We start from the raw sequence: 6672 nt of genomic DNA, 5'->3' as shown, positions 1-6672 counted from the left end.
GCGCCGTCGGGGGTGGCGGGACAGGGCCAGTGGAGGGCTTCGCCGGCGTCGAGGCGTTCGTAGCTGATGCCGGAGTAGTCGGCGCGGCCGCCGCGGGAGGCGCGGCGCAGTTCCTCGAAGACCTCGCGCGGTGCGGTGGGGAAGCGGGCGGGGTCCTGGCCGAGGCGGACGGCGAGGCCGTGGAGCACGTCGAGGTCGCTGCGGGCCCCGCCTGGCGGGGCGAGGAGTCGGCGGCGGCGCAGGACACGGCCTTCGAGGCTGGTCATGGTGCCTTCCTCCTCGGCCCACTGGGTGACGGGGAGGACGACGTCGGCCGTCTCTGCGGTCTCGGACGGTACGAAGTCGGCGACGACGAGCAGGTCGAGCGAGGCCAGCCGGTCGGCGATGCGGGCGGCGCGGGGCGCGGAGACGACCGGGTTGGAGCCGAAGACGAGCAGGGCGCGCGGCCCGCCGTCGGTGCCGAGGGCGTCGAGGAGCTCGTAGGCGCTGCGGCCGGGTCCGGGCAGGCTGTCGGGGTCGACGCCCCACACGGCGGCGACGTGGGCGCGGGCGTCGGGGTCGGTGAGCATCCGGTAGCCGGGCAGCTGGTCGGCCTTCTGGCCGTGTTCGCGGCCACCCTGGCCGTTGCCCTGGCCGGTGAGGCAGCCGTAGCCGCTGCCCTCGCGGCCGGGCAGGCCGAGGGTGAGGGCGAGGTTGATGAACGCGGCGACGGTGTCGGTGCCCTTGCTGTGCTGTTCGGCGCCGCGCCCGGTCAGGACGTACGCCCGCTCGGCGCCGGCCAGGAGGGCGACCGCCTCGCGCATTTCGGCGACGGGGACGCCGGTGACGCGTTCGACCCGCTCGGGCCACCAGGCGGCGGCCCGCCGCCAGGCGGCTTCGAAGCCGGTGGTGCGCTTGTCGAGGTACTCCTGGTCGGTGTGGCCCTCGGTGGCGGCGAGGTGGAGCAGGCCGAGGGCGAGGGCGAGGTCGGTGCCGGGGGTGGGCTGCAGGTGCAGGGCGGCGGCCTCGGCGGTGGGGGTGCGGCGCGGGTCGATGACGATGAGCTGCGCGTGGTTGAGGTGGCGCATCAGCGGCGGCATGGTCTCGGCCGGGTTGGCGCCGGCGAGGAGGACGACGTCGGCGGAGGCGAGGTCGGTGACGGGGAAGGGCAGGCCGCGGTCGAGGCCGAAGGCGGCCGAACCGGCGGCGGCGGCCGAGGACATGCAGAACCGGCCGTTGTAGTCGATCTGGCTGGTGCCGAGGGCGACACGGGCGAACTTGCCGAGTTGGTAGGCCTTTTCGTTGGTGAGGCCGCCGCCGCCGAACACGCCGACCGCGTCGGGGCCGTGCTCGTCGCGGATCGCCCGCAGCCGGGCGGCGATGAAGTCGAGGGCGGTGTCCCAGTCGGTGGGGGCGAGTGCGCCGTCCGCGCCGCGGATCAGGGGCCGGGTGATGCGGCCGGGGGTGTCGAGGAGCGCGGGGGCGGTCCAGCCCTTCTGGCAGAGGCCGCCCTGGTTGACGGGGAAGGCGGCGTCGGGACGGACGGTGGTGCGGCCGGTGTCGTGGGTGAGGCGGGTACCGCACTGGAGGGCGCAGTAGGGGCAGTGGGTGGCGGTCTCAGACACGGGTGGCCTCCGCTCGGGCGGTGCGGGAGGCGTCGGCCGCAGCGGCCGCGTCCTCCGTGGCGGCGGGGATCCCGGCCGCCGTGTCGCGGCGCAGGTAGACCGCCCAGGTGACCAGGACGCAGACCACGTAGTAGCCCAGGAAGGCGAGGAAGGCCGGTTCGCCGGAGGGGTCCGGGCCGCTGTAGGCGCTGCGGAAGACCAGGTTGACGCCGACCCCGCCGAGGGCGCCGACCGCGCCGGCGATGCCGATGACCGCGCCGGAGAGCCGGCGGGAGCGGGCGAAGGCGGCCTCCGCGTCGTGCCCGGAGGTGACCTCGTCCTGGGCCTGTCGGGCGAAGACGGCCGGGATGAGCTTGTAGGTGGAGCCGTTGCCGAGGCCGGTCAGGACGAACAGGGCGGTGAACCCGGCGACGAACAGCCCGTACGAGCCTTTCGAGGAGGCGAGCAGGAGGACGCCGGTGCCGGCGGCCATCGCCAGGAAGGTGACCAGGGTGACGCGGGCGCCGCCCCACCGGTCGGACAGCAGTCCGCCGACGGGCCGGAAGAGGGAGCCGAGCAGCGGCCCGAGGAAGGTGTAGGAGGCGGACTGGAGGGGGGTGGCGCCGAACTGGCTCTGCAGGACGAGGCCGAAGGCGAAGCCGTAGCCGATGAAGGAGCCGAAGGTGCCGACGTAGAGGAGGGATATCCACCACGTGTGCGGGTTGCCGGCGGCTTCGCGCTGGGCGCCGGGGGCGCTGCGTACGGCCGTGAAGTTGTCCATCTTCCAGGCGGCGAGGACGGCGGCCAGCACGATCAGCGGGATGTAGACGGCGATGACGTACGCGGGGTGGGTGCTGCCGGCGGTGGCGATGACGAGGAGGCCGATGAGCTGGATGGCGGCGACGCCGAGGTTGCCGCCGCCGGCGTTGAGCCCGAGGGCCCAGCCCTGGTGGCGTTGGGGGAAGAGGGCGGTGATGTTGGTCATCGAGGAGGCGAAGTTGCCGCCGCCGACTCCGCCGACCGCCCCGATCAGCAGGAACACCCACAGCGGGGTGCCGGGCCGCTGGATGAACCAGAGGGCGGCCAGGGCGGGCAGGAGCAGGATCCCGGAGGCGAAGACGGTCCAGTTGCGGCCGCCGAAGCGGGTCACCGCGTGGCTGTAGGGCAGCCGCAGGGCGGCGCCGACGAGGGTGGGGACGACGACGAGGAGGAACTTCTCGGCGGGGGTGAAGCCCAGGCCGATCGCGGGCGACATGAAGAGCACGAGGACGGACCACATGCTCCACACGGAGAAGCCGATGTGCTCGGAGAGGACCGAGAGGACCAGGTTGCGGCGTGCGATCCGCTTTCCGGTCCGCTGCCAGAACTCCTCGTTCTCGGGGTCCCAGTCCTCGATCCAGCGTCCGGTTGCGGGACGTGCGGGCGCGGGCGACGTCATGGCTCCTCGGCTTTCTGTTCGGTGGCTGATGTCTTGAACTATACAGTTCAGTTCAGTTCTGACTCAAGCGTCGGCCCTGCCGAGAACGACAGCCCGGCCTCAAACGGCAGACCGGCCCCGGTCGTCGCCTCGACCCGACCGCCTCAACGCCCGGTCCACGAGCGCGCCCGCACCCCCCGTGTACGCCGCCGGATCGCACAGCGCGGCCAACTCCGCACCGTCCCATCGCCCTTGGAGCTCCGGCTCCCCGGCGAGCAGCTCGTGCAGCGGTCGGCCGCTCTCCTCCGCCGCCGCGGAGACCCGGGTCAGCAGCTGCTTCGCCGCCGCCTTCCCCAGCTCCGGTGCCAGCACCGCCGCGATCCTCTCGGACACCACCTGGCTGCCCGTCAGCATCAGGTTGGCGCGCATCCGTACGGGCCGGGCCGACAGCCCCTCGGCGAGCTCGACCGCGGTGTGCGCCGCGCCGCCGACCAGCCGCAGCGCCTCGCGCAGCAGCTGCCACTCCGCGTGCCAGACGCCGGCGGAGCGTTCGTCCTCCGAGACCAGGCACTGCACCAGCCCCGTCGCCAGCACCGGCACCTGGAGGGCGGCGCTGCGCAGCAGCGTGCTCAGCACCGGGTTGCGCTTGTGCGGCATCGCCGAGGAACTGCCGCGGCCGGCCACGGCCGGCTCGGCGACCTCGCCGACCTCCGTCCGGGACAGGTTCTGCACGTCGACCGCGATCTTCCCGAGGGCTCCGGCCGTGAAGGCGAGCGCCGCCGCGAGGTCGGCGACCGGGGTCCGCAGCACGTGCCAGGGCAGGGCGGGCCGGGCCAGCCCCGTCTCGGCGGCGTACGCCCCGACCAGCCGGTCCAGGTACGCGCCGGGGTCCTGCTCCCCCGCGCCGTCGATCCGGGCGTACTCCAGGTACCCGGCGAGGGTTCCGGCGGCCCCGCCGAGGGACACCGGCAGTCCGCCGTCCGCGATCCGGGCCAGGCGCTCGTCCGCGTCCAGGACCAGCTGCCGCCAGCCCGCCGCCTTCAGGCCGAAGGTGGTGGGCACGGCCTGCAGGGCGAGGGTGCGGCCGGCCATCGCCGTGTTCCGGTGCTCGCCGGCCAGCCGGGCGAGGGCGGCGGCGGTGCGGCCCAGGTCGGCGCGGATCAGGCGCAGGGTCCGGGCGGCCACCAGCATGGCGCCGGTGTCGAGGATGTCCTGGCTGGTGGAGCCGCGGTGCACGTATTCGGCGGCCCGCGCGTCCTCGGCGGCGACCACCCGGGTCAGCGCCTGCACCAGCCCGACCACCGGGTTCGCGGTCTCCCGGGCGGCCAGGGCGAGTTCCCGCAGGTCGAGGTGGTCCGCCCGGGCAGCCCGGGTGATGGTGTCGGCGGCCTCCTTCGGGAGGGTGCCGAGCCCGGCCTGGGCGCGGGCCAGGGCGGCCTCGGCGTCCAGCATGGCCTGGAGCCAGGCGAGGTCGGAGACGGCCTCCTCGGCGGGGGTGCCGGCGCGCACCGGCGACAGCAGCCCCGCGTCGGTGAGCGTGCCCTGGGCCCCGCCGCCGGCGGCTCCGGCGCCCGCGCCTTCGGCGCCCGGACCTGCGGCGCCCGGACCTGCGGCGCCCGGACCTGCGGCGCCCGTGCCCTCGGTGCTCATACGAGGACGCCGGTCAGGTCGGTCTCGGCGGGCAGGGAGACCCCGGCCGGGACGACGGATGCGGGCGGCAGGGCGAGGACCGAGCGGGCGATGGCGTCGGAGTCGCCGAGGGTGACCGAGTCGACGCCCGGGCGGATGCCGGCCGCGGTGACCCAGTGCACGGACTCGGTGGGCACCCCGTACGCGAACCGGCGCGGGTGGACGCGGCCGCGGGCGTCGAGCAGCCGGTACGGGCGCTCGGTGACGGCGAGCCCGCCGGACTCGTAGCCGGTGCCGTCGGGTCCGGAGATCCGGTACGTGGTGCACTGCTCGGTGTCGAGGAGGTGGCGCAGCAGCGGGTCGTCGGTGCGGCGCAGGTCGGGCTCGGGCAGGCGGGCCTCGATCAGCACGGTGGAGCGGACCGCGGGGCCGGGGACGCTGCGGGACCGGGCGACGAACGCGGCGTCGTCGCCGGAGGCCGTGTCGACGCGGATCTCGGTGCCGGGCCCGGTCAGGACGAGCACCCCGGCGTCGATCAGGGCGATCATCTCCTCGATCCGGGAGGCCGGCGGGCCGATGGAGAGGAAGGCGTTGAGCGGGGTGTACCAGCCCTCCAGGTCGTCGCGGTGCGAGTCCCCGGTCAGGCCGCCGTGGTCGACGGCGAGGCGGATCTCGTTGCGCAGGTCGCGCAGGACGTCCAGGGCCGCCTTGAGCGGGCCGCTGAGGTTGCCGGCCCTGGCCTCGCGGACGTCGGCGGCCAGGTAGTCGACCAGCCAGGCCCGGAACTCCTCGCGGCTGGTGAACTCGCGGTCGCCGTACGGTCGGGAGAGCTTCTCCCAGTTCCAGCGCTCGTCCGCGCCGATGCCGTACACGTCCAGGAGCGAGGACCGGTCCTCCTCGTCCGCCAGCGACAGGAAGCGCGTGGTGAAGCCCTCGCGCTCGTCGCCGCGGCCGCGGGCCGCGAGCAGGGCCCCGTAGTAGACGCTCTCCGTCTCGCGGGAGATCAGCGGCCACAGGTCGGCGGTGAAGTCGATGCCCTCGCCGTCCTCGGAGCGGCTGCGCAGCTCCTCGATCCGGGCGGGGGTGAGCAGGCGCGGCAGGTAGCGGCCGTAGGCGCCCTTCTCGTTCTCGCCGCGGGCGTGGTACGGGATGCCGCGGCGCGAACTGGCGTACAGCACCGGCTCGTTGCCCGAAGCCCGGTAGGTGAGGCGGCCGTCCTCCCCGCGGACGAACCGCCCGCCGCGTCCGGCGGTGAAGAGGGCCATGTGGTCGAAGAAGTTCAGGCCGAGGCCGCGCAGCAGGACGTTCTGGCCGGGCTTGACGGTGTGCAGGTCGAGGTCGGCGGGGTTGGCGGGGGTGATGTAGGTGAGGTGGTGGATGCGGGCGAGGCTCGCGGTCTTGGCCTCGCGGGGGGTCAGCCGGGCCGGTACGTGGCCCTGGGCCATGACGATGGCGTCGAGGTCGTTGAGCCGGGTGCCGTTCTCCAGGCGGATGCCCTGGAGGCTGCCCGGGGTGCCGTGGGTGTCGGCCATGGCCACGGCCCGGGAGCGGTGGACCTCGACGGTGACGTGGGCGGGGGCGAGGGCGACGACCCGCTCGAAGGTGGCGCGCAGGTAGCTGCCGTAGAAGGCGCGGGTGGGGTACGTGTTCGGGCCGAGGCGGCGGGCCTCGGCGACCGTGGCCCCGTCGCCCTCGCCGGACGCGGCGACGCCTTGCGCCCACTCGTACAGGCTCGGGCCGGGCTCGATCGGGCCTTCGGTCTGCACGCTGTCGTCGGTGTAGATGGTGATCTGGGAGGCGACCGTGTTCATCAGCAGGTGCTGGGACTGGTCGGGCCGCCAGACCTGGCCGGCGCCGGGCGCCGAGGGGTCGACCACGTGGACGGTGACCGCGGCGTGCGAGGGGGCGTTGCGCTCGTTGGCGCACAGGCGCTCCAGGACGGAGAGGCCGCGGGGGCCGGCTCCGATGACGGCCACCTGGAGGCGGTTGTGGCGGGAGGTCATCACTTGTCTCCGTTCGAGGCGGCCGGGGTGGCCGGGGCGG

Annotated in this window: 4 protein-coding genes; all 4 read right to left on the bottom strand. The window is 74.7% G+C overall.

Going from position 1 to position 6672, the window contains the following annotated elements:
- Positions 1-1604: molybdopterin oxidoreductase family protein (locus tag HYE82_RS32500; protein ID WP_179177804.1), on the bottom strand; the 1604-nt coding region annotated here is incomplete at its 3' end.
- Positions 1597-3021, bottom strand: coding sequence for an MFS transporter (locus HYE82_RS32495; RefSeq protein WP_179177803.1), 1425 nt, complete (start codon positions 3019-3021; stop codon positions 1597-1599). The genes HYE82_RS32500 and HYE82_RS32495, both read right to left, overlap by 8 nt.
- A 99-nt stretch (positions 3022-3120) precedes the next feature.
- Positions 3121-4650 (bottom strand): 3-carboxy-cis,cis-muconate cycloisomerase, encoded by a 1530-nt coding sequence (pcaB, locus tag HYE82_RS32490; RefSeq protein ID WP_179177802.1) that lies wholly within the window; start codon positions 4648-4650, stop codon positions 3121-3123.
- Positions 4647-6632: an FAD/NAD(P)-binding domain-containing protein gene (locus HYE82_RS32485; protein WP_179177801.1), complete on the bottom strand. Its 1986-nt coding sequence runs from the start codon at positions 6630-6632 to the stop codon at positions 4647-4649. Before HYE82_RS32485 ends, pcaB begins: the two co-directional genes overlap by 4 nt.
- Positions 6633-6672: the final 40 nt, after the last annotated feature.

Origin of the sequence: Streptomyces sp. BR123 (assembly GCF_013401435.1) — a bacterium.
Lineage (GTDB): Bacteria > Actinomycetota > Actinomycetes > Streptomycetales > Streptomycetaceae > Streptomyces.
This window is presented reverse-complemented; position numbering and strand designations above follow the sequence as displayed.